The organism is Thermoanaerobacter wiegelii Rt8.B1 (assembly GCF_000147695.2).
GTDB lineage: Bacteria > Bacillota > Thermoanaerobacteria > Thermoanaerobacterales > Thermoanaerobacteraceae > Thermoanaerobacter > Thermoanaerobacter ethanolicus.
The window spans coordinates 2,277,501-2,303,309 of the sequence record NC_015958.1 but is presented as its reverse complement, the minus strand read 5'-3'; the positions used below and the strand labels follow the sequence as shown (position 1 = coordinate 2,303,309).

General features: G+C 37.4%; 40 protein-coding genes (1 of these 40 cut by a window edge). All 40 read left to right on the top strand.

Translation table 11 applies throughout. The features are described from left to right. Positions 1 to 28: 28 nt before the first annotated feature. The gene (rpoC, locus tag THEWI_RS11310) at positions 29 to 3,583 is read left to right on the top strand and encodes a DNA-directed RNA polymerase subunit beta' (protein ID WP_014063494.1); all 3,555 of its coding nucleotides are present in this window, start codon (positions 29 to 31) and stop codon (positions 3,581 to 3,583) included. 95 nt (positions 3,584 to 3,678) lie between these two features. Further along, positions 3,679 to 3,933: a ribosomal L7Ae/L30e/S12e/Gadd45 family protein gene (locus THEWI_RS11305; RefSeq protein WP_003870268.1), complete on the top strand. Its 255-nt coding sequence runs from the start codon at positions 3,679 to 3,681 to the stop codon at positions 3,931 to 3,933. Between the two features lie 54 nt (positions 3,934 to 3,987). Further along, positions 3,988 to 4,362, top strand: a complete 375-nt coding sequence (gene rpsL, locus THEWI_RS11300; RefSeq protein WP_003868702.1) for a 30S ribosomal protein S12 — start codon at positions 3,988 to 3,990, stop codon at positions 4,360 to 4,362. 79 nt (positions 4,363 to 4,441) lie between these two features. After that, the gene (rpsG, locus tag THEWI_RS11295) at positions 4,442 to 4,912 is read left to right on the top strand and encodes a 30S ribosomal protein S7 (protein ID WP_003870267.1); all 471 of its coding nucleotides are present in this window, start codon (positions 4,442 to 4,444) and stop codon (positions 4,910 to 4,912) included. Between the two features lie 51 nt (positions 4,913 to 4,963). After that, on the top strand, positions 4,964 to 7,033 hold the full coding sequence (gene fusA, locus THEWI_RS11290; RefSeq protein WP_014063493.1) for an elongation factor G: 2,070 nt from the start codon (positions 4,964 to 4,966) through the stop codon (positions 7,031 to 7,033). Positions 7,034 to 7,047: 14 nt separating this feature from the next. After that, positions 7,048 to 8,250 carry an elongation factor Tu gene (gene tuf / locus THEWI_RS11285; protein WP_003870265.1) on the top strand — a complete coding sequence of 401 codons (1,203 nt, stop codon included), beginning with the start codon at positions 7,048 to 7,050 and terminating at the stop codon, positions 8,248 to 8,250. A gap of 190 nt (positions 8,251 to 8,440) precedes the next feature. Then, the gene (rpsJ, locus tag THEWI_RS11280; protein ID WP_003868559.1) at positions 8,441 to 8,749 is read left to right on the top strand and encodes a 30S ribosomal protein S10; all 309 of its coding nucleotides are present in this window, start codon (positions 8,441 to 8,443) and stop codon (positions 8,747 to 8,749) included. Between the two features lie 83 nt (positions 8,750 to 8,832). After that, a complete protein-coding gene (gene rplC, locus THEWI_RS11275; protein WP_014063492.1) occupies positions 8,833 to 9,465 on the top strand; it encodes a 50S ribosomal protein L3 in 633 nt (210 codons plus the stop codon). Positions 9,466 to 9,482: 17 nt separating this feature from the next. After that, positions 9,483 to 10,103: a 50S ribosomal protein L4 gene (gene rplD / locus THEWI_RS11270; protein WP_003868561.1), complete on the top strand. Its 621-nt coding sequence runs from the start codon at positions 9,483 to 9,485 to the stop codon at positions 10,101 to 10,103. Next, on the top strand, positions 10,103 to 10,396 hold the full coding sequence (gene rplW, locus THEWI_RS11265; RefSeq protein ID WP_003870263.1) for a 50S ribosomal protein L23: 294 nt from the start codon (positions 10,103 to 10,105) through the stop codon (positions 10,394 to 10,396). Before rplD ends, rplW begins: the two co-directional genes overlap by 1 nt. A gap of 24 nt (positions 10,397 to 10,420) precedes the next feature. Further along, on the top strand, positions 10,421 to 11,248 hold the full coding sequence (gene rplB / locus THEWI_RS11260; protein ID WP_014063491.1) for a 50S ribosomal protein L2: 828 nt from the start codon (positions 10,421 to 10,423) through the stop codon (positions 11,246 to 11,248). Between the two features lie 22 nt (positions 11,249 to 11,270). Beyond that, positions 11,271 to 11,552 (top strand): 30S ribosomal protein S19, encoded by a 282-nt coding sequence (gene rpsS, locus THEWI_RS11255; protein WP_003868564.1) that lies wholly within the window; start codon positions 11,271 to 11,273, stop codon positions 11,550 to 11,552. 17 nt (positions 11,553 to 11,569) lie between these two features. After that, positions 11,570 to 11,905, top strand: a complete 336-nt coding sequence (gene rplV, locus THEWI_RS11250; RefSeq protein WP_003868565.1) for a 50S ribosomal protein L22 — start codon at positions 11,570 to 11,572, stop codon at positions 11,903 to 11,905. 13 nt (positions 11,906 to 11,918) lie between these two features. After that, on the top strand, positions 11,919 to 12,584 hold the full coding sequence (rpsC, locus tag THEWI_RS11245) for a 30S ribosomal protein S3 (protein ID WP_014063490.1): 666 nt from the start codon (positions 11,919 to 11,921) through the stop codon (positions 12,582 to 12,584). 3 nt (positions 12,585 to 12,587) lie between these two features. After that, positions 12,588 to 13,022 carry a 50S ribosomal protein L16 gene (gene rplP, locus THEWI_RS11240; RefSeq protein ID WP_003870260.1) on the top strand — a complete coding sequence of 145 codons (435 nt, stop codon included), beginning with the start codon at positions 12,588 to 12,590 and terminating at the stop codon, positions 13,020 to 13,022. Next, a complete protein-coding gene (gene rpmC / locus THEWI_RS11235) occupies positions 13,012 to 13,221 on the top strand; it encodes a 50S ribosomal protein L29 (RefSeq protein WP_003870259.1) in 210 nt (69 codons plus the stop codon). Before rplP ends, rpmC begins: the two co-directional genes overlap by 11 nt. Before the next feature lie 17 nt (positions 13,222 to 13,238). Beyond that, positions 13,239 to 13,493, top strand: a complete 255-nt coding sequence (gene rpsQ, locus THEWI_RS11230) for a 30S ribosomal protein S17 (RefSeq protein WP_003870258.1) — start codon at positions 13,239 to 13,241, stop codon at positions 13,491 to 13,493. Positions 13,494 to 13,514: 21 nt separating this feature from the next. Next, a complete protein-coding gene (gene rplN, locus THEWI_RS11225; protein WP_003868570.1) occupies positions 13,515 to 13,883 on the top strand; it encodes a 50S ribosomal protein L14 in 369 nt (122 codons plus the stop codon). A gap of 12 nt (positions 13,884 to 13,895) precedes the next feature. Beyond that, positions 13,896 to 14,219: a 50S ribosomal protein L24 gene (gene rplX / locus THEWI_RS11220; protein ID WP_003870257.1), complete on the top strand. Its 324-nt coding sequence runs from the start codon at positions 13,896 to 13,898 to the stop codon at positions 14,217 to 14,219. A gap of 24 nt (positions 14,220 to 14,243) precedes the next feature. Continuing rightward, positions 14,244 to 14,783 carry a 50S ribosomal protein L5 gene (rplE, locus tag THEWI_RS11215; RefSeq protein ID WP_003870256.1) on the top strand — a complete coding sequence of 180 codons (540 nt, stop codon included), beginning with the start codon at positions 14,244 to 14,246 and terminating at the stop codon, positions 14,781 to 14,783. Between the two features lie 16 nt (positions 14,784 to 14,799). Next, entirely contained in the window at positions 14,800 to 14,985 is a 186-nt protein-coding gene (locus tag THEWI_RS11210) for a type Z 30S ribosomal protein S14 (protein ID WP_003868573.1), read from the top strand. A gap of 18 nt (positions 14,986 to 15,003) precedes the next feature. Next, positions 15,004 to 15,402 carry a 30S ribosomal protein S8 gene (gene rpsH, locus THEWI_RS11205; RefSeq protein ID WP_003868574.1) on the top strand — a complete coding sequence of 133 codons (399 nt, stop codon included), beginning with the start codon at positions 15,004 to 15,006 and terminating at the stop codon, positions 15,400 to 15,402. A 22-nt stretch (positions 15,403 to 15,424) separates the two neighbouring features. Continuing rightward, on the top strand, positions 15,425 to 15,967 hold the full coding sequence (gene rplF, locus THEWI_RS11200) for a 50S ribosomal protein L6 (RefSeq protein WP_003870255.1): 543 nt from the start codon (positions 15,425 to 15,427) through the stop codon (positions 15,965 to 15,967). Positions 15,968 to 15,978: 11 nt separating this feature from the next. Continuing rightward, positions 15,979 to 16,344, top strand: a complete 366-nt coding sequence (gene rplR / locus THEWI_RS11195) for a 50S ribosomal protein L18 (RefSeq protein ID WP_012268641.1) — start codon at positions 15,979 to 15,981, stop codon at positions 16,342 to 16,344. A gap of 15 nt (positions 16,345 to 16,359) precedes the next feature. Continuing rightward, complete coding sequence (gene rpsE / locus THEWI_RS11190; protein WP_004402350.1) at positions 16,360 to 16,863, top strand: 30S ribosomal protein S5; 504 nt, start codon at positions 16,360 to 16,362, stop codon at positions 16,861 to 16,863. A 28-nt stretch (positions 16,864 to 16,891) separates the two neighbouring features. Further along, positions 16,892 to 17,335: a 50S ribosomal protein L15 gene (gene rplO / locus THEWI_RS11185; RefSeq protein ID WP_003870253.1), complete on the top strand. Its 444-nt coding sequence runs from the start codon at positions 16,892 to 16,894 to the stop codon at positions 17,333 to 17,335. A 1-nt stretch (position 17,336) separates the two neighbouring features. Beyond that, positions 17,337 to 18,593: a preprotein translocase subunit SecY gene (gene secY / locus THEWI_RS11180; protein WP_014063489.1), complete on the top strand. Its 1,257-nt coding sequence runs from the start codon at positions 17,337 to 17,339 to the stop codon at positions 18,591 to 18,593. 13 nt (positions 18,594 to 18,606) lie between these two features. Beyond that, on the top strand, positions 18,607 to 19,260 hold the full coding sequence (locus THEWI_RS11175; RefSeq protein ID WP_014063488.1) for an adenylate kinase: 654 nt from the start codon (positions 18,607 to 18,609) through the stop codon (positions 19,258 to 19,260). Continuing rightward, positions 19,257 to 20,003: a type I methionyl aminopeptidase gene (gene map / locus THEWI_RS11170; protein WP_014063487.1), complete on the top strand. Its 747-nt coding sequence runs from the start codon at positions 19,257 to 19,259 to the stop codon at positions 20,001 to 20,003. The genes THEWI_RS11175 and map overlap by 4 nt, the downstream gene beginning before the upstream one ends. A gap of 15 nt (positions 20,004 to 20,018) precedes the next feature. Continuing rightward, positions 20,019 to 20,285: a KOW domain-containing RNA-binding protein gene (locus tag THEWI_RS11165; protein WP_003870249.1), complete on the top strand. Its 267-nt coding sequence runs from the start codon at positions 20,019 to 20,021 to the stop codon at positions 20,283 to 20,285. Positions 20,286 to 20,309: 24 nt separating this feature from the next. Next, positions 20,310 to 20,528, top strand: a complete 219-nt coding sequence (infA, locus tag THEWI_RS11160) for a translation initiation factor IF-1 (protein ID WP_003870248.1) — start codon at positions 20,310 to 20,312, stop codon at positions 20,526 to 20,528. 15 nt (positions 20,529 to 20,543) lie between these two features. Continuing rightward, positions 20,544 to 20,657 (top strand): 50S ribosomal protein L36, encoded by a 114-nt coding sequence (gene rpmJ, locus THEWI_RS11155; RefSeq protein ID WP_003373491.1) that lies wholly within the window; start codon positions 20,544 to 20,546, stop codon positions 20,655 to 20,657. A gap of 11 nt (positions 20,658 to 20,668) precedes the next feature. Then, a complete protein-coding gene (gene rpsM / locus THEWI_RS11150; RefSeq protein WP_003868584.1) occupies positions 20,669 to 21,037 on the top strand; it encodes a 30S ribosomal protein S13 in 369 nt (122 codons plus the stop codon). Positions 21,038 to 21,055: 18 nt separating this feature from the next. After that, positions 21,056 to 21,448, top strand: coding sequence for a 30S ribosomal protein S11 (rpsK, locus tag THEWI_RS11145; RefSeq protein ID WP_003870247.1), 393 nt, complete (start codon positions 21,056 to 21,058; stop codon positions 21,446 to 21,448). A 12-nt stretch (positions 21,449 to 21,460) separates the two neighbouring features. Next, the gene (gene rpsD / locus THEWI_RS11140) at positions 21,461 to 22,081 is read left to right on the top strand and encodes a 30S ribosomal protein S4 (RefSeq protein ID WP_003870246.1); all 621 of its coding nucleotides are present in this window, start codon (positions 21,461 to 21,463) and stop codon (positions 22,079 to 22,081) included. A gap of 47 nt (positions 22,082 to 22,128) precedes the next feature. After that, positions 22,129 to 23,076, top strand: coding sequence for a DNA-directed RNA polymerase subunit alpha (locus THEWI_RS11135; RefSeq protein WP_003870245.1), 948 nt, complete (start codon positions 22,129 to 22,131; stop codon positions 23,074 to 23,076). Between the two features lie 13 nt (positions 23,077 to 23,089). Further along, on the top strand, positions 23,090 to 23,428 hold the full coding sequence (rplQ, locus tag THEWI_RS11130; protein ID WP_003868588.1) for a 50S ribosomal protein L17: 339 nt from the start codon (positions 23,090 to 23,092) through the stop codon (positions 23,426 to 23,428). 82 nt (positions 23,429 to 23,510) lie between these two features. Continuing rightward, positions 23,511 to 24,344, top strand: coding sequence for an energy-coupling factor transporter ATPase (locus THEWI_RS11125; protein ID WP_014063486.1), 834 nt, complete (start codon positions 23,511 to 23,513; stop codon positions 24,342 to 24,344). Continuing rightward, entirely contained in the window at positions 24,335 to 25,195 is an 861-nt protein-coding gene (locus THEWI_RS11120) for an energy-coupling factor transporter ATPase (RefSeq protein WP_014063485.1), read from the top strand. Before THEWI_RS11125 ends, THEWI_RS11120 begins: the two co-directional genes overlap by 10 nt. After that, a protein-coding gene (locus THEWI_RS11115) for an energy-coupling factor transporter transmembrane component T family protein (RefSeq protein WP_014063484.1) crosses the window boundary here: on the top strand, positions 25,188 to 25,809 show its 5' portion. 185 nt of this gene lie beyond the right edge of the window; the window shows 622 of its 807 coding nt (coding positions 1-622); its start codon is at positions 25,188 to 25,190; its stop codon lies beyond the right edge, outside the window. Before THEWI_RS11120 ends, THEWI_RS11115 begins: the two co-directional genes overlap by 8 nt.

Sequence of the window (25,809 nt, the reverse complement as noted above, 5' to 3'; positions counted from 1 at the left end):
AATTTTTTGAAGAAAGGAGCGACACTCCTTGTTTCAGTTAAGAAATTTTGAGGCTATTAAAATTGGGTTAGCATCACCTGAAAAAATAAGAGAATGGTCAAGAGGTGAGGTGAAAAAGCCTGAAACTATCAATTATAGAACGTTAAAACCAGAAAGGGATGGCCTTTTTTGTGAAAGAATTTTTGGACCTACAAAAGACTGGGAATGCCATTGCGGTAAATACAAGAGAGTGAGATACAAAGGTGTAGTTTGTGATAGATGTGGAGTTGAAGTTACAAGGTCCAAAGTTAGAAGGGAAAGAATGGGGCACATTGAACTTGCTGCCCCTGTTGCACATATATGGTATGTAAAGGGGATTCCAAGTCGAATGGGGCTTCTTCTTGATATGTCTCCAAGAGCATTGGAAAAAGTGCTGTACTTTGTATCATATGTGGTTATTGACCCCGGCGATACTCCTCTTACTAAAAAGCAATTATTATCAGAAAAAGAATATAGGGATTACCTTGATAAATATGGCAACAGATTTAGAGCAGGGATGGGAGCCGAAGCTATAAAAGAATTGTTACAAGAAATAGATTTAGAAAAATTGAGCAAAGAATTGAGAGCTGAAATACGTGAATCTACTGGCCAAAAAAGGGTAAGAGCAATTAGAAGGTTAGAAGTAGTGCAAGCTTTTATAGATTCCGGCAATCGCCCTGAATGGATGATTTTAGATGTTATACCTGTAATTCCGCCTGATTTAAGACCTATGGTGCAGTTGGATGGTGGGCGCTTTGCAACTTCAGACCTTAATGATTTGTATAGGAGAGTAATCAATAGAAATAACAGATTGAAAAAGCTTTTAGACTTAGGGGCTCCAGATATTATAGTAAGAAATGAAAAAAGAATGCTACAAGAAGCAGTAGATGCTTTGATAGACAATGGCAGAAGAGGTAGACCTGTTACAGGCCCAGGCAACCGACCTTTAAAATCCCTTTCTGATATGCTAAAAGGTAAGCAAGGAAGATTCAGACAAAATCTTTTAGGTAAAAGGGTAGATTATTCAGGTCGTTCCGTTATAGTAGTGGGGCCGGAGCTTAAAGTTTATCAATGTGGTTTGCCAAAAGAAATGGCATTAGAGCTTTTTAAGCCTTTTGTAATGAAGAAATTAGTAGATGAGGGTTTGGCGCAGCATATAAAAAGTGCTAAGAGAATGGTTGAAAAGGTAAAGCCTGAGGTATGGGATGTATTAGAGGAAGTTATTAAAGAACATCCTGTGTTACTAAACAGAGCACCTACACTTCATAGATTGGGTATTCAAGCTTTTGAACCGGTGTTAGTTGAAGGAAGAGCTATAAAGCTTCATCCTCTTGTGTGTACGGCTTACAATGCAGACTTTGATGGTGACCAGATGGCTGTCCACGTACCTCTTTCAATGGAAGCACAAGCTGAAGCGAGATTTTTAATGCTGGCTGCTAATAACATACTCAAGCCCCAAGATGGAAAGCCTGTTATGACTCCTACTCAAGATATGGTATTAGGTTGTTATTACTTAACAGCAGATGAAGAGGGAGTTCCAGGTGAGGGCAAATATTTCTCCAGCCCTGAAGAAGCTATTATGGCATATCAACTGGGATACATTCACATCCATGCTAAGATAAAAGTGAAGATGACAAAAGAAATTGATGGAGTCAAAAAATCAAAAATAATTGAGACAACAGTTGGAAAAATTATATTTAATGAAGCAATTCCACAGGATTTAGGTTATGTAGATAGAACTAATCCTGAAACTGCTTTTGACTTAGAAATTAATGATTTAGTAGATAAATCTAAATTGGGGAAAATTTTAGATAGAGTATACAGATTACACGGGCCAACAAAGACAGCAGAAACTCTTGATAAAATCAAAGAGTTAGGTTTCAGATATTCTACAAAAGCAGCTATTACTGTCAGTGTATCTGACATGGTAATACCTAAAGAAAAAGAGAAGCTTCTAAAAGAAGCAGATGAAATGGTAAGTAAAATTGAAAGCCAATTCAGACGTGGTCTCATATCCGAGGAAGAAAGATATGAGAGCGTAATAAGGACATGGAACATGACTACAGAAAAAGTTACAGAAGCTTTGATGGCAAGCTTGGACAAATTTAATCCTATATTTATGATGGCTCATTCAGGAGCAAGAGGAAGTAAAAACCAGATAAGGCAGTTAGCAGGTATGAGAGGTCTTATGGCAGACCCTTCAGGAAGAATTATTGAGCTTCCTATAAGGTCTAACTTTAGAGAGGGTCTTAATGTGTTGGAATTCTTCATATCTACTCACGGTGCAAGAAAAGGTCTTGCGGATACAGCTTTAAGAACTGCAGACTCTGGTTATTTGACGAGAAGATTAGTTGATGTGAGCCAAGATGTCATAGTCAGAGAAGATGATTGTGGAACCGATGAAGGAATTTATGTAGAAGAAATAAGAGAAGGAAATGAAATAATTGAAAAATTAGCTGACAGAATAATAGGAAGAGTTGCGGCTGAAGACGTGGTTGATAATGAAGGCAATATAATTGTCAGAAGAAATGAGTTGATAAACGAAGAGGAAGCAGAAAAAATCGAAAAAGCAGGTATTACAAAGCTAAAGATAAGGTCACTTTTGACATGTAAGTCAAGACACGGCGTATGTAGAATGTGTTATGGTAGAGACCTTGCAACAGGTGAACTTGTAAATATAGGCGAAGCAGTGGGCATTATTGCTGCACAAGCTATAGGCGAACCAGGTACACAGCTTACAATGCGAACATTCCATACTGGCGGTGTAGCTGGTGCAGATATTACACAAGGTCTTCCAAGGGTAGAAGAGCTTTTTGAGGCAAGAAAACCAAAAGGACTTGCTGTAATTTCTGAAATCTCTGGTGTTGTAAGAATCAATGAGTCAAAGAAGAGAAGAGAAGTCATTGTAACAGATGAAGAAAACAATATTTCTAAGACTTATCTCATTCCCTATGGTTCAAGACTTAAAGTTCATGATGGTCAGGTAATACAAGCTGGGGATGAGTTGACAGAAGGGTCTGTAAATCCTCATGACCTTTTAAAGATAAAAGGAATATTTGCAGTACAGACTTACTTGCTACAAGAGGTTCAAAAGGTTTATAGATTGCAGGGTGTTGAAATAAATGATAAGCATATTGAAGTAATAATAAGACAAATGATGAGAAAAGTAAAAGTAGAAGACCCAGGAGATACTTCAATGCTTCCTGGAGAGCTTATAGATATGTTTAAATTCGAAGATGAAAACAAAAAAGCAATTGAAAAAGGATTAAGACCCGCTACTGGAAGAAGAGCTCTTTTGGGAATTACAAAGGCGGCTCTGGCAACAGATTCTTTCTTATCAGCTGCTTCTTTCCAAGAGACGACAAGAGTGCTTACAGATGCGGCTATAAAAGGTAAAGTAGACCCGCTCTTAGGATTAAAAGAAAATGTGATAATAGGTAAACTAATTCCTGCTGGAACAGGTTTGTCACGCTATAGAAATATTTCTGTTGTAAAAAAAGTGAATGACCAACAGGAAAGACAAGATAAAGAAAAAGAAGAAACAGAAGTAAAGGCAAGCAACTAAAGATTGAAACGAAATTCTACTGTTGACAGCTAAACTGCTTAATGATAAAATTATTAAGTGTGTTAAAAACCGCTGTCCTGATGGGAGGAAGGCGAATGGCGGGACAAGATTGCCCTTCTAAGCGGGTGGTTGGAGCGAAGCAGACTCTAAAAGCAATAATGAATTGCAATGTACTTCAGGTCTACATTGCAAAAGATGCGGAAGAACATGTTACTAAAAAAATAAAAGAACTATGTGAAGAAAAATCAATTAGAATAGTGTACGTCGATACTATGAAAGAACTTGGGGTAATGTGTGGTATTGATGTAAATGCTGCCGCTGCAGCGGATATTATAGGTGAAAAGAAATAATTACCCCTTTGAGGGGGTAATTATTTCTTGATTTATTTGGAAGGAGGTGCAAAAATGCCAACAATAAATCAGTTAGTAAGACAAGGAAGAAAGCCAGTAAAATATAAATCTGCTGCTCCAGCTTTAGAGGGTAATCCTCAAAAGAGAGGAGTTTGTGTTGTAGTAAAGACTACAACTCCTAAGAAGCCAAATTCAGCATTGAGAAAAATAGCAAGGGTAAGGCTAACAAATGGTACAGAGGTTACAGCGTACATCCCTGGTATAGGTCACAATTTGCAGGAACACTCTGTAGTTTTAGTAAGAGGTGGAAGGGTTAAAGACCTCCCAGGTGTAAGGTACAAGATTATCAGAGGAGCCCTTGATGCTGCGGGTGTTGCCAATAGAAAGCAAGCTCGTTCAAGGTATGGCGCTAAAAAGCCTAAAAAGTAAAAAAAAGATGAAATGGAGCTATAAATGTATCTAGTAGAGTTAATTAGTGTAAAGTTTTTACACAAAAGGAGGGAAAAGGATGCCAAGAAAAGGTCATGTAGAAAGAAGAGAGGTCCTTCCTGATCCTGTATATAATAGTAAAAAAGTTTCAAAACTAATTAATAAAGTAATGTGGGATGGTAAAAAGAGCTTAGCTCAAAAAATTTGTTATGGAGCTTTTGACATAATAAGAGAAAAGACAGGAAGAGATCCTCTTGAAGTTTTTGAAGAAGCTTTAAATAATGTCATGCCTGTTCTTGAGGTAAGGCCTCGAAGAGTAGGTGGTGCCACTTACCAAGTTCCTGTGGAAGTAAGGCCTGAAAGAAGGCTATCTCTTGGAATAAGATGGCTTGTAGAGTATGCAAGGCAAAGAAGTGGCAAATCTATGATGGAAAAATTAGCAGCAGAAATAATGGATGCTGCAAATAATACTGGTGGAAGTGTTAAGAAGAAAGAAGATACTCATAAGATGGCGGAAGCTAACAAGGCATTTGCTCACTATAGATGGTAAAAGTAGTTTATAGGGGGTAGTGAACTAAGGGACAAGAAAGGAGGATGGAAGATGCCAAGAGACTACAGCTTAGATAAAGTTAGGAACATTGGTATTATGGCGCATATAGATGCAGGAAAAACCACTACTACCGAGCGAATACTTTTTTACACAGGAAAAGTTCATAAGTTAGGAGAAGTCCACGAAGGTACTGCTACAATGGACTGGATGGTACAAGAGCAGGAAAGAGGTATAACTATAACTTCTGCGGCTACTACTTGTTATTGGAAAGGGCATAAAATAAACATTATTGATACGCCGGGACACGTGGACTTTACTGTAGAAGTTGAAAGGTCTCTAAGAATATTAGACGGAGCTGTTGCGGTTTTTTCTGCAAAAGAGGGTGTTGAACCTCAATCTGAAACTGTATGGAGACAGGCTGACAAATATCATGTTCCGAGAATTGCTTATGTAAATAAAATGGATATAATAGGTGCTGACTTTTTCAATGTAATAAAAATGATAAAGGAAAGATTGGGAGCTAATCCTGTAGCTATACAAATTCCTATTGGAAAAGAAGATACTTTCAGAGGCATTGTGGATTTAATTAAAATGGAAGCCATAATATATGAAGATGATTTAGGTACTGTAATGGATGAGACTGAAATACCTGATGATTTAAAAGATTTAGCTGAGGAGTATAGAGAAAAACTATTAGAGGCAGTTTCTGAGCAAGATGAAACTATTTTAGAAAAGTATTTAGAAGGTGAAGAAATAACTGAAGAGGAGATCCACAAAGCCTTAAGAAAAGGAACTATAAATGGTGAATTAGTACCAGTTGTCTGTGGTTCTTCATATAAAAATAAAGGGATTCAGCCTATGTTGGATGCGATAGTGAGATATCTTCCTTCTCCACTTGATTTGCCACCGGTAAAAGGTATGGCATTAGGCACAGGAGAAGAGATAGAGAGAAAAGCTGATGATTCAGAGCCTTTCTCAGCGTTGGCATTTAAAATTATGGCGGACCCTTATGTAGGTAAACTTGCTTTTTTTAGAGTATATTCAGGGACTTTAAATGCGGGGTCATATGTGTTGAATTCTACAAAAGGTAAAAAAGAAAGAGTAGGAAGAATCCTTCGAATGCATGCAAATCACAGAGAAGAAATTGATGCTGTATACACAGGTGATATAGTTGCAGCCGTTGGACTAAAAGATACTACAACAGGAGATACGCTCTGTGATGAGAATCATCCAATACTTTTAGAATCAATGGATTTTCCAGAACCAGTTATTTCTGTTGCTATAGAGCCTAAGACTAAAGCTGCTCAAGAAAAAATGACTATGGCTTTATTGAAACTAGCTGAAGAAGACCCTACTTTTAAGACATATACTGACCAAGAGACAGGACAGACAATAATAGCTGGTATGGGAGAATTGCACTTAGAGATAATTGTTGATAGGCTAAGAAGAGAGTTTAATGTTGATTGCAATGTAGGTAAGCCTCAAGTTGCTTACAAAGAGACTATCACTAAACCTGTTAAAATTGAAGGTAAATTTATCAGGCAGTCTGGTGGACGTGGTCAGTATGGTCATGTTTGGCTGGAGATGGAACCTGCTCCAAGAGGAGAAGGCTATACATTTGAAAACCGCATTGTAGGAGGAGTTATTCCAAAAGAATATATTCCTGCAGTTGACGCAGGTGTTCAAGAAGCTATGCAAAACGGTGTTCTTGGAGGATATCCTGTTATCGATGTAAAAGTGGCATTGGTAGATGGTTCTTACCATGAAGTTGACTCCTCAGATATGGCATTTAAAATAGCTGGTTCTATAGCATTTAAGGAAGGTATGAAAAAGGCAAATCCTGTTCTTTTGGAACCTATTATGAAAGTGGAAGTTGTGGTTCCAGAAGAATACATGGGAGATATAATAGGAGATATAAATGCACGACGTGGAAGAGTTGAAGGAATGGAAGCAAGAGCTGGAGCCCAAGTTATAAGAGCATTTGTGCCACTTGCTGAAATGTTTGGATATGCCACTGATTTAAGGTCAAAAACTCAAGGAAGAGGAACTTACACTATGCAGTTCCATCATTATGAGGAAGTTCCTAAAAATATTGCTGATCAAATATTAGAAAAGAAGTAAAGGAGGAAAAGAGGATGGCGAAGCAAAAATTTGAGAGGAAGAAGCCCCACGTAAACGTAGGGACGATAGGTCACGTAGACCATGGTAAGACGACGTTGACAGCAGCGATAACGATGGTATTATCGAAGGCAGGAATGGCAGAGGCGAAGGGATATGACGAGATAGACAAGGCGCCGGAGGAGAGAGCAAGGGGAATAACGATAAACACGACTCACGTAGAATATGAGACAGAGAAGAGGCACTATGCGCACGTAGACTGTCCAGGTCATGCTGACTATGTAAAGAACATGATAACAGGGGCAGCACAGATGGACGGGGCGATATTAGTAGTATCAGCAGCAGACGGACCGATGCCACAGACGAGGGAACACATATTATTGGCGAGGCAGGTAGGAGTGCCATATATAGTAGTATTTTTAAACAAGGCAGACATGGTAGACGATCCAGAATTAATAGAATTAGTAGAGATGGAAGTAAGGGAATTATTGAATGAATATGAGTTTCCGGGGGATGACACACCGATAGTAGTAGGGTCAGCACTTAAGGCATTAGAGTGTGGATGTGGCAAGAGAGAGTGCGAATGGTGCGGGAAGATATGGCAGTTAATGGATGTAGTAGACGAATATATACCGACACCGGAGAGAGACATAGACAAGCCATTCTTAATGCCAGTAGAGGACGTATTTACGATAACAGGAAGAGGAACTGTTGCGACAGGGAGAGTAGAGAGAGGGAAGGTAAAGGTAGGAGACGAAGTAGAGATAATAGGATTGACGACGGAATCAAGGAAGACAGTAGTAACAGGGGTAGAGATGTTCAGGAAGACACTGGATGAGGCGCAAGCAGGAGACAACATAGGAGTATTATTAAGAGGAGTACAGAGGGACGAAGTAGAGAGAGGGCAAGTATTAGCGAAGCCAGGGACGATAAAGCCGCACACGAAATTTGAGGCACAAGTTTACGTATTGACGAAGGAAGAAGGAGGAAGGCACACACCATTTTTCAATGGATACAGGCCACAATTTTACTTTAGGACGACAGACGTGACAGGTGTAATAAACTTACCGGATGGAGTAGAGATGGTAATGCCAGGGGACCACGTAACGATAAAAGTAGAGTTAATAACACCGATAGCGATGGAAGAAGGTTTGAAGTTTGCTATAAGAGAAGGCGGCCGTACAGTAGGTGCTGGCGTCGTGTCAGCTATCATAGAATAGCATCATATTTTTGTGCTAATAGCAGCTGCTACTAGCACAAAAATATTGATATGTCAAGTCTTGCAATGATTTAGAACTTGAGATAAAATATTAAAGCTGGTGTCGCAGGTAAGATTTTTTTTGACAATAAAACGCCTGGATATGTGGATATAGAAAAGTGTTGAGGATTGATAGAAGGAGGGAAAGTAAAATGCCCAAGCAAAAAATTCGCATACGTTTAAAGGCTTTTGACCATGCTATTTTAGATCAATCGGCTCAAAAGATAGTGGAGACTGCAAAGAGGACAGGTGCAGAGGTTTCTGGACCTATTCCATTGCCAACAGAAAAAGATATTATAACTATTTTAAGAGCTCCTCACAAATATAAAGATTCAAGAGAACAGTTTGAGATAAGAACTCATAAGAGATTAATTGATATTTTAAATCCAACACCTAAGACAGTAGATGCTCTTATGAGATTAGATTTACCATCTGGTGTGGATATTGAAATAAAACTGTAAAAGGTAATAAGGAAAGAAACAAAAAAATAAAAAAGAAATTAAGACGCAAAAGCGTCCGCTGATTTCAGGAGGTGGATAAAAGAATGAAAAAAGGTATTTTAGGTAAAAAGCACGGTATGACACAAATATTTAATGAAAAAGGAGAAGTAATTCCTGTCACAGTAATTGAAGCAGGTCCTTGTGTTGTCGTACAGAAAAAAACAGTGGAGACTGATGGATACAATGCTATTCAAGTTGGTTTTGGAGATGTTAAAGAGAAAAGACTTACAAAACCTTTAATAGGGCATTTTAAAAAAGTAGGAGTGCCTTTTAAGAGATATTTAAGAGAATTTAAGTTAGATGACATAAATGGATATGAAGTAGGTAGCGAAATAAAGGTAGATATTTTTAAACCAGGAGATAGAGTAGATGTAACAGGTATTTCAAAAGGTAAAGGCTTTGCAGGTGTTGTAAAGAGATATGGCGCTAATAGAGGACCTATGTCTCACGGTTCCAAATATCATAGAAGAGTAGGTTCGATGGGTGCTACCACAGACCCAGGAAGAACTTTTAAAGGCAAAATTATGCCTGGGCATATGGGACATGAAAGAGTAACTATACAAAACCTCGAAGTTGTAAAAGTTGATCCTGAATTAAATTTATTGTTAGTAAAAGGATCAGTGCCAGGACCTAAAGGTTCCTTGCTCATTATAAAAGATTCCGTGAAGAGCAAGTGATGAAAGGAGGAAGAAAGATGCCTAAGGTAGCGGTTTACAACGTAAAAGGGGAACAGGTAGGAGAAATAGAACTAAAGGATTCAGTTTTTGGCGTGCCAGTAAATGTTCCTGTTATGCATGAAGCAGTGCTAAATTATTTGGCGAATCAAAGGCAGGGTACCCATTCGACCAAAACCCGCGGCGAAGTTCGTGGTGGTGGAAGAAAGCCTTGGAGACAAAAGGGAACAGGAAGAGCACGTCAAGGAAGTATAAGAGCTCCTCAATGGATTAAAGGTGGTATTGTCTTTGGACCAAAGCCAAGAGATTACAGCTATAAGTTACCTAAAAAAGTAAAAAGATTGGCTTTAAAATCTGCTCTTTCATCTAAAGTTAGAGATAACGAGATAATTGTATTAGATGAATTCAAATTAGATCAGCCAAAGACTAAAAAAGTTGTTGAACTCCTTAAGAATTTTAATGTTGATAGCGCGTTAATAGTGGTACCTGAAGGGGAAAAGAACGTAGAACTTTCAGCAAGAAATATACCAGGTGTTAAAACTTTATATGCTAATTATTTGAATACTTATGATATTTTAAAATACGACAAGTTTATCATAACAAAGGATGCCGTGGGCATAGTCGAGGAGGTGTACGCCTAATGGAGGCACGCGACATTATAATACGCCCAGTAATAACTGAAAAAAGTATGAACCTCATGAGTGAGAGAAAATATACTTTTATTGTGGATAAAAGAGCAAATAAAATTCAAATAAAGAAAGCTGTAGAAGACATATTTGGGGTCAAGGTGGAAAAAGTATATACAATGAATTACAAAGGAAAGCCAAAGAGAATGGGAAAATATGAAGGAAGGACAGAAGCTTACAAAAAAGCAATAGTGAAGCTTACTCCAGATAGTAAAGGTATCGAATTCTTTGAAGGGTTGCAGGCATAATTTTAAGTTTAAGGAGGGAAAGAAATGGGAATAAAATCTTTTAAGCCGACATCTCCCGGCAGACGTCAAATGACGGTATTAACTTTTGAGGAAGTTACTAAGGATAAGCCAGAGAAATCCTTAGTTGTTACTTTAACTAAAACAGGTGGAAGAAATGTATACGGGAGAATTACTGTCAGACATCGTGGTGGCGGACATAAGAGAAAATATAGGATTATAGATTTCAAGAGAGATAAGGACGGAGTACCAGGAAAAGTTGCTGCTATTGAGTACGATCCAAATAGAACAGCTTATATTGCACTTATACATTATTTAGATGGGGAAAAAAGATATATCATTGCTCCTTATGGACTAAAAGTGGGAGATATAGTAGAATCTGGTGAAAATGTGGACATTAAGGTAGGAAATGCTTTGCCTTTAAGGAATATTCCTGTAGGTACAATAATCCATAACATCGAGCTTATACCAGGAAAAGGTGGACAATTAGTGAGAGCGGCAGGTACAGCGGCACAGCTTATGGCTAAAGAGGGGGATTATGTTCAAGTTAGAATGCCTTCAGGAGAAATTAGATTGATAAAGGCTGACTGTCGTGCAACCATTGGACAAGTATCAAATTTAGACCATGAAAATGTAAAGATAGGTAAAGCAGGAAGGTCAAGATGGCTTGGAAGAAGACCAACTGTTAGAGGTTCAGCGATGAATCCGGTTGACCATCCACATGGTGGTGGTGAAGGTAAAGCACCTATCGGACATCCAGGGCCACTTACACCATGGGGCAAGCCTGCATTGGGTTATAAGACACGTAAGAAAGGTAAAGCTTCTGATAAATTTATCATTAAGAGACGCAAATAGTTGGTGAAAGGAGGTCAATGCCTTGAGCAGATCTGTAAAAAAAGGTCCCTATGTTGATCCAAAACTTCTTAAAAAGATTGTTGAAATGAATAAAAAGAATGAGAAAAAAGTAATCAAAACATGGTCAAGGAGCTCGACAATTGTGCCAGAAATGGTTGGACATACAATAGCTGTTCATGACGGCAGAAAGCATGTACCTGTTTATATAACTGAAGCGATGGTAGGGCACAAGTTAGGAGAATTTGCTCCTACTCGAACCTTCCACGGACATGCTGATACTGAAAAAACTTCCAAAGTTAAATAGGCAAAGGAGGAGATAACGTGGAGGCAAGGGCAATAGCCAGATATGTAAGAATTTCGCCTCGAAAGGTAAGATTAGTTCTTAACCTGATTCGTGGCAAGCATGTGGATGAAGCCTTAACTATTTTAAGGTTTACTCCAAAAAGAGCCTCAGGAATAGTTGCCAAGGTTCTTAAATCAGCCATTGCTAATGCTGAAAATAACCATGGAATGAATAGAGATAATCTGTATGTAGCAAAGGCTGTGGCAGATGAAGGCCCTACAATGAAGAGAGTTTTCCCAAGAGCGATGGGAAGAGCAGATATTATGAGGAAGAGAACCAGTCATATAACGATAGTCGTGAAGGAAAAAGAATAAAGGAGGGATATGCGTGGGCCAAAAGGTACATCCATATGGACTTAGAGTTGGAGTTACACAAGATTGGCTAGCTAAATGGTATGCGAATGACAAAGATTTTTCAAAACTCTTAATAGAAGATATTAAAATAAGAAACTATATAAAAGAAAAACTGTATTCAGCTGGGATTCCTAAAATAGTTATTGAGAGAGCGTCCAATAGGATAAAAATAGATATTCATGCTGCAAAACCAGGAATGGTAATTGGCAAAGGTGGAGCAGGTATTGACAAGTTAAGAGAAGAATTGGAAAAAATGACTAATAAGACAGTTATCCTTAATATTGTGGAAGTCAAAACTCCTGAACTTAGTGCACAACTAGTAGCTGAGAATATTGCAGCTCAAATTGAAAAAAGGATATCCTATAGAAGGGCTATGAAACAAGCTATAGCAAGAGCGATGAAATTAGGTGCTAAAGGTATCAAAATTGCTTGTTCGGGTAGATTGGCTGGTGCAGAAATTGCTCGTACTGAAAGGTATCATGAAGGAGTTGTACCGCTTCAAACTTTAAGAGCGGATATTGACTATGGCTTTGCAGAGGCAAATACTACTTATGGGAAAATAGGAGTAAAAGTTTGGATAAATAAAGGAGAGATACTGCCACAGCCTAAAAAGCAGGTAACCGCGGAAGGAGGTAAGTAAAACATGTTAATGCCAAAAAGAGTGAAATACAGAAAACAACAACGGGGCAGAATAAAAGGAAATGCTACTCGTGGTAATACCCTGACTTATGGAGAATATGGGTTGCAAGCGCTGGAACCTGGTTGGATTACAGCCACCCAAATTGAGGCAGCAAGGGTTGCAATGACGAGGTTTATAAAAAGAGGCGGAAAAGTGTGGATAAAAATTTTCCCTGATAAGCCGGTTACTAAAAAACCTGCTGAAACTCGTATGGGTTCAGGGAAGGGGTCACCAGAATTTTGGGTAGCAGTTGTAAAGCCAGGTAGAGTTCTTTTTGAAATAGGTGGAGTATCAGAAGAAGTTGCAAAAGAGGCTTTAAGGCTTGCAATGCATAAACTGCCTATAAAGACAAAGTTTTTAAAACGTGAAGAATTGGGTGGTGAAGATAATGAAAGCTAAGGAAATAAGAGAACTTACCAATGAGGAATTGCTTCAAAAGCTTTCGGACTTAAAAGCAGAGCTTTTTAATTTGAGATTTCAACTTGCTACCGGCCAATTAGATAACCCTATGAGGATAAGAGATGTAAGAAAAACAATTGCGAGAATAAAGACAATTTTGAGAGAGCGGGAATTGGGTATTAGGCAAAATAAAGCATAAGGAAGGAGGGCATTCACTTGGAAAGAGGTCACAGGAAAGTTAGAATTGGAACAGTAGTAAGCAATAAAATGCAAAAAACTATTGTAGTTGCTGTAGAAGACAGAGTAAGACATCCTCTTTATGGAAAGACAATAAAAAGAACTAAAAAGTTCAAAGTTCACGATGAAAATAATGTATGCAATGTTGGAGATATAGTAAAGATAATGGAAACAAGACCACTTAGCAAAGAAAAAAGATGGAGATTAGTTGAAATAGTTAAAAGAGCTGAATAATTTGAAAGGAGGTAAACTCAAATGATTCAACCTCAAACTCGATTGAAAGTAGCAGATAATACAGGTGCAAAAGAAATTATGTGTATTCGCTTGGAAGGCGGTTCAAATAGAAAGTTTTCAAATGTAGGAGATGTAATAGTTGCTTCTGTAAAAAGTGCAACACCCGGTGGTGTTGTGAAAAAAGGTGAAGTTGTTAAAGCAGTAATCGTAAGGACAAAGAAAGGAATTGCTCGAAAAGATGGCACTTATATAAGATTTGACGATAATGCTGCGGTTATTATAAGGGATGATAAACAACCAAGAGGTACTCGTATTTTTGGACCAGTTGCAAGAGAATTGAGAGAAAAAGACTTCATGAAAATTATTTCTTTGGCTCCTGAAGTGCTTTAAGGAGGGTGGAAAATGGCACAGAATAAATTGCACGTAAAAAAAGGAGATATGGTTGTTGTAATTTCAGGTAAGGATAAAGGTAAGAAAGGCAAAGTATTGCAAGCCTTTCCTAAAGAAGGCAAAGTAATTGTGGAAGGCGTTAATGTTGTGACAAAACACAGGAAATCGACAAATCCGCAAAAACCAGGTGGAATAATTCACCAAGAAGCGCCAATTTACAGTTCGAAGGTTATGCTCTATTGTGAAAATTGTGGAAGAGGAGTTCGCTATGGGGTAAAAGTCCTTGAAAATGGCGAAAAAGTACGTTACTGCAAGAGGTGCAATGAAACGCTATAATTATAAAAAGGAAGGAGGCTCATTATGTCAAGGCTGAGAGAAAAATACGAAAAAGAAGTTGTGCCAGCGCTGATGGAACGTTTTGGCTATAAAAATATAATGCAGGTTCCTAAAGTTGAAAAAGTTGTTATAAATATAGGTGTGGGTGAAGCAAAAGAAAATCCTAAGGCGCTGGAAGCAGCAGTCAATGATTTGACAATGATTGCGGGACAAAAACCAGTTATTACAAGAGCTAAAAGGTCAATCGCAAATTTCAAAATTCGTAAGGGAATGCCAATTGGAGTAAAAGTTACTTTGCGCGGAGAAAGAATGTATGAATTTATGGATAAACTTTTCAATATAGCTTTGCCTCGTGTGAGAGACTTCAAAGGAGTTTCTCCTAATTCTTTCGATGGAAGAGGGAATTATGCTTTAGGAATCAAAGAACAATTAATTTTTCCTGAAATTGACTATGATAAGATAGATAAGATAAGAGGAATGGATATAATTATTGTTACAACTGCTAAAACCGATGAAGAAGCGAAGGGATTGTTAGAACTTTTAGGTATGCCATTTGCAAAGTAAAGGAGGGTAAAATTATATGGCAAGAAAGGCTTTGATAGTAAAGCAGCAAAAGCCTCAAAAATACAAGACAAGAGAATACAATAGGTGCAAAATTTGTGGCAGACCTCATGCATACTTGAGGAAATTTGGCATGTGCCGTATATGCTTCAGAAAGTATGCCCATCAAGGAATGATACCAGGTGTTAAAAAAGCAAGTTGGTAAAAGAGGGGAGGTAGTACAATGGTAATGACAGATCCTATAGCAGATATGCTAACTCGAATAAGAAATGCGAACATTGCAAGACATGAAACAGTAGAAATACCTGCTTCAAACATGAAAAGGGCTATTGCAATGATTATGCTAAAAGAAGGGTTTATAAAATCAGTAGAAGAAATAGACGATGGAAAAGGTGGTATTCTCAAACTAACATTAAAGTATGGCCCTAACAAAGAAAGAGTTATATCTGGTTTGAAAAGAATAAGCAAACCTGGTTTGAGAGTATATGCAAGGCACGATGAATTGCCAAGAGTATTAGGAGGATTGGGTATTGCAATTATTTCAACATCAAAGGGAATCATGACAGATAAAGAAGCAAGAAAAGCAGGAGTTGGAGGAGAAGTTATTTGCTACATTTGGTGATTTTAATAAGGAGGTGTGGTCAGTGTCTAGAATTGGTAGATTGCCAATAGAAATACCAAAGGGAGTAGAAGTTAAAGTAAGTCCTGATAATGTAGTAACTGTAAAAGGTACAAAAGGCACTTTAGAAAAAAAGTTTCCGCCGATTGTAAATATAGAAGTAAAAGATAATCAAGTAATTGTAACTCGAAATGGCGACGATAAAGAAGAAAGAGCAATGCACGGAACTACAAGAGCAATAATAGCAAATATGGTAAAAGGCGTAACTCAAGGCTTTGAAAAAACATTAGAGATTGTAGGGATAGGATATCGTGCAGCAAAACAAGGGAAGAAATTAGTGTTAAATGTTGGATACTCTCATCCGGTAGAAATAGAAGAAGAGCCAGGGATTGAAATTGTTGTAGAAGGTAATAACAAAATAATTGTAAGAGGAGCCGATAAAGAAAAAGTAGGTCAAGTTGCTGCAAACATCAGAAGAGTCCGTGAACCAGATGCTTATCAAGGCAAGGGTATAAGATATGCAGGAGAAGTTGTGAGATTAAAAGAAGGTAAAACTGGTAAGAAGTAAGGGGTGAGATGATGATTACAAAACCAAATAGGAACGAATTAAGAAAAAGACGTCATTTAAGAGTAAGAAAAAAAGTTTTTGGAACACCAGAAAGACCACGTCTTAATGTTTTTAGAAGTTTGAAACACATTTATGCGCAAATTATCGATGATACTAAAGGGCATACTCTTGTCCATGCTTCTACGTTAGATCCTGAACTTAGAGGTATTGCAAAAGGAGCAAATAAGCAGTCTGCTAAATTGGTAGGAGAGCTGATTGCAAAGAGAGCTTTAGAAAAAGGCATAAAAGATGTTGTATTTGATAGGGGCGGCTATATTTATCACGGTGTAGTAAAAGAATTGGCTGATGCTGCACGGCAAGCGGGATTAAATTTCTAACAAGGAGGGAAATGAATGGCTCGAGTTGATTGGACAAAGTTAGATTTAAAAGAAAGAGTCGTAAGCATAAATCGTGTTGCAAAAGTTGTGAAGGGCGGTAAGAATTTTAGATTTAGCGTCACAGTTGTAGTTGGAGACGCCGATAAAGGCTATGTAGGAGTAGGAAGAGGTAAAGCTGCAGAAATTCCAGATGCAATTAGAAAAGCTATAGAGGATGCAAAAAAACACTTAATTAAAGTTCCAATTGTAGGAACTACTATTCCTCATGAAGTCATAGGGGAATTTGGCGCTGGAAAAGTACTCTTGAAACCTGCCAGAGAAGGTACTGGTGTTATTGCAGGAGGACCTGTTCGCGCAGTGTTAGAGTCTGCAGGCATAAAAGACGTTTTGACTAAGTCACTTGGGTCTTCTAATGCAACTAATATGGTTTATGCTACAATTGAAGGGTTAAAAAGACTTAGAACAGCAGAAGAAGTAGCGAGATTACGCGGAATTCCAGTAAGCCAACTGTTTGAATAAACACAAAAGCAATATAGGAGGTGCAAAGATGAGACTGCACGATTTAAAACCAGCTGAAGGAGCACGACGTGAAAGAAAAAGAGTAGGAAGAGGAATAGGTTCTGGCCATGGTAAAACTTCAGGCAGAGGACAAAAAGGGCAAAAAGCAAGAAGTGGCGGTGGAGTGCGTCCGGGTTTTGAAGGAGGCCAAATGCCACTTACAAGAAGACTCCCAAAAAGAGGTTTTACTAACATATTCAAAAAAGAATATGCAATTGTAAATGTTGGAACTTTAGAAGAAAGGTTTGAGGATGGAGCGGTAATTACTCCTGAAGTTTTAATAGAAAGTGGTATAATTAAAGATGTAAAAGATGGGGTTAAGATATTAGGTGACGGAGATTTAAGCAAAAAATTCACTGTTAAGGCTCATAAATTCAGTCAAAGTGCCATTGAAAAAATACAAGCCGTTGGGGGAAAGGCAGAGGTGATTTAAAATGTTTCAAACCCTTGTCAATGCTTGGAAGGTTGATGATATAAGGAAAAGGATACTTTATACTTTAGGAATGCTAGTGATATTTAGATTAGGGTCCCATATTCCTGTGCCAGGAGTTGACCCAAAGCTGATTGCTCAAATACTTGGTCAAGGGCAATTGTTCGGATTTTTTGACATAATATCCGGTGGTGCTTTTCGAGAATTTACGATTTTTGCCATGAGCATTGTGCCTTACATTAACGCTTCAATTATAATGCAACTTTTGACAATAGCAATTCCCTCTCTTGAACAAATGGCAAAAGAAGGGGAAGAGGGAAGAAAGAAAATTGCTCAGTATACCAGATATTTAACAGTTGTACTTGCCTTGATACAAGCTATAGGAATGACAATTGGGCTAAAGAGTGCAGTTATCAATCCTACATTTTTTAACTTGACGGTCATTGTTATAACTTTGACGGCAGGTACTGCTTTTCTGATGTGGTTAGGTGAAAAAATTACTGAAAATGGAATAGGCAACGGAAGTTCATTAATAATTTTTGCGGGGATAATTTCTAGGATTCCTAACATGATATATCTGACAAGTGAATATATTCAAGCAGGTACTGCTAATATTTTTGGTGCTATTGCTTTTGTAGTTGCGGAGCTTATAATGATAGTATTGATAATTCTAGCAACAGAAGGGCAAAGAAGAATTCCGGTGCAATATGCCAAAAGGGTTGTTGGCAGAAAAGTTTATGGTGGCCAAAGTACTCACATTCCTATAAGAATAAACATGGCAGGGGTTATTCCTATTATATTCGCTCTTTCACTATTACAGTTTCCGCAACAATTAGCAACCTTTTTCCCACGGTCGTCATTTTACAACTTTGTGCAAAAATGGCTTAGCACAAGTGGGCTAATATACAATATTTTAGATATATTATTGATAATAGGATTTACTTATTTCTATACAGCAGTAATCTTCAATCCAGTAGATGTCTCAGATAATTTAAAAAAATATGGTGGATTTATTCCTGGAATAAGGCCAGGGAAACCAACTACAGACTATCTTACAAGGGTATTGAATAGAGTTACTTTTGTAGGAGCATTATTCTTAGCATTTATTGCTACAATGCCAGTAATTTTAATGAATGTAACGGGGTTACAACTTTACTTTGGAGGTACAGCACTTTTAATAGCAGTTGGTGTGGCACTTGATACTATGAAACAAATTGAGGGACACCTTATCATGAGGAACTATCAAGGATTTTTGAAATAAAGGGGGAGGATTTATGAGAGTAATACTTTTAGGACCCCCAGGTGCTGGCAAAGGGACACAAGCTGTGAAAATTGCTAAGGAGTTTGACATTCCTCATATTTCGACAGGAGATATTTTTAGACAAAATTTAAGAGATAATACTGACTTAGGGAAACTAGCAAAAGAATACATGGACAAAGGCTTATTGGTCCCCGATGAGGTTACGAATAAAATAGTGGAAGATAGATTAGAAAAAGATGATTGCCAAAAAGGGTTTTTGTTAGACGGATATCCAAGAAATGTAACACAAGCGGAAGAATTGGATAGATTTTTGCAGCAAAAAGGAACCTATCTTGATTGCGTTCTAAACATTAAAGTTGAGAAAGATGCTTTGATAGAAAGGATTACTGGCAGGAGAGTATGTCCTAATTGTGGTGCTACTTATCACATAAAGACTTCTCCTCCTGCAGTTGACAATGTATGTGACAAATGTAGCACAAAACTTATACAGCGTTCCGACGATAAGTTAGAATCAGTTGTGAAAAGACTAGAAGTTTATGAAAGTCAAACTAAGCCTTTGATTGAGTATTATACAAAGAAAAACATTTTAGTGAATATTGATGGAAATAAATCGGTAGAAGAAGTATTTGAAGATATAAAAAAGGCTTTGGGAGACAGAGGCAAATGATATATATCAAGTCTAAAAATGAGATTGATTTGATGAGAACAGCTGGCAAGGTAATAGCAAATCTCTTTGAGGTTTTAGAAAGGGCAATTAAGCCAGGAGTTACGACGTTAGAGCTTAATAGAATTGCAGAAGACTTTATAATAAAAAATGGCTGTAAACCTGCCTTCAAAGGTTTATACGGTTTTCCTGCTAGTATTTGCGCTTCAATAAACGAAGAAGTAGTTCATGGGATACCAAGTTTAAGAAAACTTAAAGAAGGCGATATTATAAGTATAGACCTTGGAGCTACCTATAAAGGGTATAATGCAGATGCAGCAAGAACTTTTCCTGTTGGAGATATATCGAAAGAAGCACGAAAATTGATTGAGGTCACAAAAAATAGTTTTTTTGAGGGTATAAAATACGCGAGAGAAGGGAATAGGTTATCTGATATTTCTCACGCAATACAAACTTATGTAGAAAGTCATGGCTTTTCAGTAGTAAGAGAATATGTTGGACATGGGATAGGTATAAAAATGCATGAAGATCCACAGATTCCTAATTTTGGTCCCCCTGGAAGAGGGCCTAGATTAAAAAGAGGTATGTGCCTTGCTATAGAACCGATGGTAAATGCGGGACATTATGCAGTAAGAACATTAGAAGATAATTGGACAGTAGTGACTGTTGATGGCAGTTTATCAGCCCATTACGAAAATACTATTGTTATTACGGATGGGGACCCAGAAATACTGACCATTTTATAAGAGGTGAATTTATTAATGGAAGACTTGCAAATTGGTCAGGTAGTGAGGAGCAAAGCAGGTCGCGACAAAGGCAGAGTTTTTGTAGTTGTAGGAAAGTTTGATGACCAACACGTTCTTGTAGCTGATGGGGACCTTCGAAAGATAGAAAAACCTAAGAAAAAAAAGTTTAAACACCTTCAAAGATATAATGACGTGATTTGGCAGATTAAAGAAAAAATTCAAAAGGGCGATAAATTAACTAATGAAGAAATCAGAAAATTTTTAGAACCTTATAAATCCTAAGTCAATAAGGAGGAATGGATATCCTTGGCAAAAGATGATGTTATTGAAGTTGAGGGCACAGTGATAGAGGCTTTACCAAATGCTATGTTTCAAGTACAATTAGATAATGGGCATAAAGTATTAGCCCATGTATCCGGAAAACTGAGAATGAATTTTATACGAATACTTCCAGGAGACAGGGTGACAGTAGAATTGTCTCCTTATGACTTGAGTCGTGGAAGAATAGTATGGCGTGGAAAGTGATAAGGAGGGTGCGAGATGAAGGTGAGACCATCTGTAAAACCTATTTGCGAAAAATGTAAAGTTATAAAAAGAAAAGGTAGAGTTATGGTAATTTGTGAAAATCCAAAGCATAAACAAAAACAAGGCTAGGAGGTGTGAAAATGGCGAGAATTGCAGGCGTTGACTTGCCAAGAGATAAACGAGTGGAAATAGCTTTGACATATATATATGGTATTGGCCGTTCTCGTTCAAATGAGATACTTGCTAAAGCAGGTGTAAATCCAGACACAAGGGTCAAGGATTTAACAGAAGAAGAAGTTTCTAGATTGAGAGAGATAATTGATAAAGAATACAAAGTTGAAGGCGACTTAAGAAAAGAAGTTGCTATGAACATCAAAAGGTTAATGGATATAGGATGCTACAGAGGAATAAGGCATAAAAGAGGACTACCCGTAAGAGGACAAAGAACAAGGACTAATGCTAGAACGAGAAAGGGTCCAAGGAAAACTGTTGCTAAGAAGAAGAAGTAAGAATAAGGAGGGGAAATAATGGCTAAAAGAGTAAAAAGAGCTGGCAGAAAACGCGAGAAAAAACACGTAGAAAGAGGAATTGCCCATATTCATTCTACGTTTAACAATACCATTGTGACTATAACGGATCCTGCTGGAAATACAATTTCTTGGGCAAGTGCTGGTACAATAGGCTTTAAAGGCTCAAGAAAATCAACTCCCTTTGCAGCACAAATGGCGGCAGAATCAGCAGCTAAGGCAGCAATGGATCATGGAATGAAAACAGTTGATGTTTATGTTAAAGGACCTGGTGCAGGTAGAGAAGCAGCAATAAGGGCTTTACAGGCTGCTGGCCTTGAAGTGAGTCTTATAAAAGATGTGACTCCAATTCCTCACAATGGCTGCAGACCACCTAAGAGGAGAAGAGTATAAGGAGGTGCGATTATGGGAAGATATATAGGACCAACTTGCAGATTGTGCAGAAGAGAAGGCATGAAATTATATTTAAAAGGAGATAAATGCTATACAGACAAATGTCCTGTTGCAAGAAGAGGATATGCACCAGGACAACATGGACAAGAAAAGAAAAAACTCACTAACTACGGCATGCAACTACGAGAAAAACAAAAACTCAAAAGGTACTATGGCGTTTTAGAGAGACAATTTGTCAGATATTATGAAGAAGCAGAGAGAATGAAAGGAATCACAGGAGAAAATTTGTTACAACTTTTAGAAAGACGTCTTGATAATGTAGTGTATAGGTTGGGCTTTGCAGCGTCTCGGCCACAAGCGAGACAATTGGTAAGCCATGGTCATATAGAAGTAAATGGTAAGAAAGTTGATATACCATCTTTCTTAGTAAAGCCAGGAGATGTAATATCTGTGAGGGAAAAGAGCCGTTCAATGGAATTAATAAAGAATAATTTAGAAGTATCAAGAAATGTACCTGATTGGTTAGAACTCAATAAAGATGCTTTTGAAGGTAGAGTAGTTTCATTGCCAAGAAGAGAACACATAGATCTACCTATCCAAGAGCACTTGATTGTTGAGTTGTATTCTAAGTAATGATATAATCGGTTACCCTCATAAAACAGTTAAAAGGAGGGTTCACAGTGTTTGAAATGATTGAACCAAAAATAGAGATTGTTGAGCAGTCGGAAGATGGGACGTATGGGAAATTTGTAGTGGAGCCTTTAGAAAGAGGATATGGCATAACTCTTGGGAATTCCTTAAGAAGAGTACTTTTGTCCTCTCTTCCTGGTGCTGCTCCTAAATCTGTCAAAATAGATGGAGTATTGCATGAATTTTCAACCCTACCAGGAGTTAAAGAGGATGTAGTAGAAATTATACTTAACCTTAAAGAAGTGGCAGTTAAATTGCATTCAGATGAACCGGTGGTAGGGCGCATAGATGTAGAAGGAAAAGGAGAAGTTACTGCAGGTCATATAAAAGGCAGTGCTGATATAGAAATTTTAAACCCTGACCATCATATAGCTACTTTAAGTGATGATGGTAAACTCCATATGGAGATTGTGTTTGTCAAGGGAAAGGGTTATGTGCCTTCAGATAAAAACAAAGAGCCTAACCAACCGATAGGCGTTATTCCAGTTGATTCTATTTTTACACCAGTAAAAAGGGTAAGCTACAATGTAGAAAATACTCGTGTAGGCCATGTTACAGACTATGATAAACTTACTTTGGAAGTATGGACAAATGGAACTATAACGCCAAAAGAAGCTATTAGTATGGCTTCTGATATGTTGATTAAGTACTTTCAAAAGTTTATATCTTTTACTGGCGAATACAAAAGTTCAGATATTTTTGTGGACAAACCTGAGAAAAAAGTCGAGAAACCTCTTGATATGACAATTGAAGAATTAGACTTGTCTGTTAGGTCCTATAATTGTTTAAAGAGAGCTGGAATAAATACAGTACAAGAGCTCACTCAAAAGACAGAAGAAGAGATGATGAAGGTCAGAAATTTGGGTAAAAAATCTTTAGAAGAGGTTAAACAAAAACTCGAAGCATTAGGACTTAGCTTAAAAAAGGCAGACGAATAAAGGAGGGTTGAAGGTGGGTTACAGAAAATTAGGCCGTCCTTCTGACCAGAGGAGGGCTATGCTTAGAAATTTAGTCACAGACTTTTTGAAATATGGTAGAATAACTACAACAGAGGCACGAGCAAAAGAGGTTCGCAGCATTTCTGAAAAAATGATTACTCTCGGTAAAAGAGGCGATTTACACGCAAGAAGGCAGGCTTTAGCCTATATCTTAGATGAAAGTGTAGTAAAGAAGTTATTTGACGAAATAGCACCAAAATACAAAGACAGACAAGGTGGTTACACGAGAATTTTAAAGCTTGGGCCTCGCAGAGGAGATGGCGCACCATTAGTAATTATTGAATTAGTGTAAACAATCGAAGGGGTTAAGTTTGGTGCTGCAACTTAATCCCTATTTTTCATAAAGGAGTTTAACTTAAAAGAAGGTGTCCTTAATGGAACACATAATAACTACACAAAATTTATCTTTTGAATATCATGCCGAAGAACAAACTCGACACCTAGTTTTAAAGGATATAAATTTACAGTTTGAAAAAGGACAGTTTATAGGGATAATTGGTCATAATGGGTCAGGTAAATCAACACTTGCTAAACACTTTAATGCACTTTTATTGCCGACAGAGGGAAAAGTACAAGTAAAAGGAATGGACACCAAAGATACAAATCATTTGTGGGATATAAGACAGACTGCTGGGCTTGTTTTTCAAAATCCAGATAATCAAATAGTTGCTACTATAGTTGAAGAGGATGTAGCTTTTGGCCCAGAAAATTTAGGTATTCCACCTGATGAAATAAGAGAAAGAGTTGAATACGCCCTTAAAGCGGTAGGTATGTGGGAATACAAAGATTATCCTCCTCACATGCTCTCAGGTGGACAAAAGCAAAGAGTTGCCATTGCTGGGATAATTGCAATGAAGCCAGAGTGCATAATTTTAGATGAGCCAACGGCAATGCTTGACCCAATAGGAAGAAGGGAAGTCATTTCTACCATAAAAAAGCTCAACAAAGAAGATGGGATTACTGTAATACTCATAACACATTTTATGGAAGAAGTAGTAGATGCAGATAGAGTTATTGTAATGGATAATGGAAAAGTAGTGTTAGATGGTACTCCTAAAGAAGTATTTAAAGAAGTTGCTCTTTTAAAAAAGATTGGCCTTAGTGTGCCCCAAGTTACAGAGTTGGCATACCAATTGAAGAGAGAAGGCTTTGACGTCCCTTTAGATATTTTAACAGTAGAAGAAATGGTGGAATTTTTATGCCGATAAAAGTAGAAAATTTAAGCTTTGTGTATAATGAAGGGACGCCATATGCTACTGTTGCTTTAAATAATGTTACTTTTGAAATACAGGATGAAGAGTTCGTGGGAATCATCGGGCACACAGGGTCGGGTAAATCTACGTTAATACAACATTTAAATGGGCTTTTAAAACCCACTTCAGGGAAAATATATATAAATGGAGTAGATATAACAGACAATAAAGTCAGTTTGAAAGATGTACGAAAAGAAGTAGGATTAGTTTTTCAATATCCTGAATATCAACTTTTTGAAGAAACCATTTTTAAAGATATAGCCTTTGGTCCTACTAATTTGGGACTTAGCGAAGAAGAAATTGAAAAAAGAGTATATGAAGCAATGGATATTGTTGGAATCAGTAGAGAATTAGCAGATAAATCCCCTTTTGAAGTATCAGGTGGCCAAAAACGTAGGATTGCGATAGCAGGAATATTGGCGATGAAGCCTAAAATTTTGATATTAGATGAACCTACTGCAGGCCTTGATCCAAAGGGGAAGGAAGAGATTTTAAACAAAATTAAAGAAATTCACGATAAATATAAGATGATAACAATTTTGGTATCCCATAGCATGGAAGATATAGCTAGATTTGCAGATAAAATAATTGTGATGAACAAAGGAAGAATAGAAGTTATTGGAACTCCAAGAGAGGTATTTAGAGAAGCCGAAAAATTGGAAAAGATGGGATTAGGGGTACCACAAATAACTTCTCTCGCAAGAGAATTACAAAAAAAAGGCGTAGCAATTCCAGAAGATATATTAACAATTGAAGAAGCAAAGGAATATATAATTCGTTATCTCAGGGGGACTAAAAATGTTTAGAAATATAACTATTGGGCAATATATCCCTGGTGATTCGGTAGTTCATAAGTTGGATCCGAGAATCAAAATAATTATCACTTTTATATTTATAGTGGCCATATTCTTTATAAATAAAATTTCAGGTTACATTTTTGCAGTTTTTTACCTTTATTTGGTAATAACAATTTCAAAAATACCTTGTAGCTATATTTTAAAAGGATTAAGACCAGTTATTATAATTCTTTTACTGACGGTGAGTTTAAATATGTTTTTTACCCCTGGGGGAACGATATTGTATACTTTAGGACCCTTGAAAATTACTACTAGTGGGTTGCGATTAGCTGTATTTATGGGGTTAAGACTCATATTTTTGATTATCGGTACTTCACTACTTACTTTAACTACTTCTCCTATCTCTTTGACAGATGGAATAGAGCATATTTTAAAACCCTTTAGTCGGATAGGGGTACCGGCTCATGAATTAGCAATGATGATGACAATTGCTTTAAGATTTATACCTACATTAATAGAAGAAGCAGAAAAAATCATGAAAGCTCAAATGGCAAGAGGAGCCGATTTTGAAAGTGGCAATATAGTAAAAAGGGCAAAAGGACTAGTGCCTCTTTTAGTACCTC